This is a genomic window from Stenotrophomonas sp. JAG2, assembly GCF_041080745.1.
GTDB classification, from domain to species: Bacteria; Pseudomonadota; Gammaproteobacteria; order Xanthomonadales; family Xanthomonadaceae; genus Stenotrophomonas; species Stenotrophomonas maltophilia_AA.
On record NZ_JBEUMH010000031.1, the window covers coordinates 1 to 255 of the forward strand.

1 protein-coding gene is annotated in these 255 nt (G+C 55.3%); it reads left to right on the top strand.

Translation table 11 applies throughout. The annotated features are described in order from the left end of the window. Positions 1 to 239, top strand: a 239-nt coding sequence (locus AB9O74_RS18670) for a hypothetical protein (RefSeq protein ID WP_369350178.1), incomplete at its 5' end; no start/stop codon positions are given. Between the last annotated feature and the right edge of the window lie 16 nt (positions 240 to 255).

Below are 255 nucleotides of genomic sequence, written 5' to 3' on the forward strand. Positions count from 1 at the left end.
CTTCGAAAGAAGGTGTTGACGGAAACGAAAAGCCTGACATAATAGGCGGCTCGCAACGACGAAAGCCTCTCGGGGCAAACGACGAAGCGGCATCGGCAACAACGGTTCACTACGGTGAAGCGGCCTTGAAAAAAGGTGTTGACGAAGCAGATAAGCCGGTCTATAATGGGCGGCTCGCAACGACGGAAACGTCGGGGCACACGGAGGAAGGCGCTGAGGCCGACTCCCAAGTTCTTTGACAGTATGCGCAGGTAT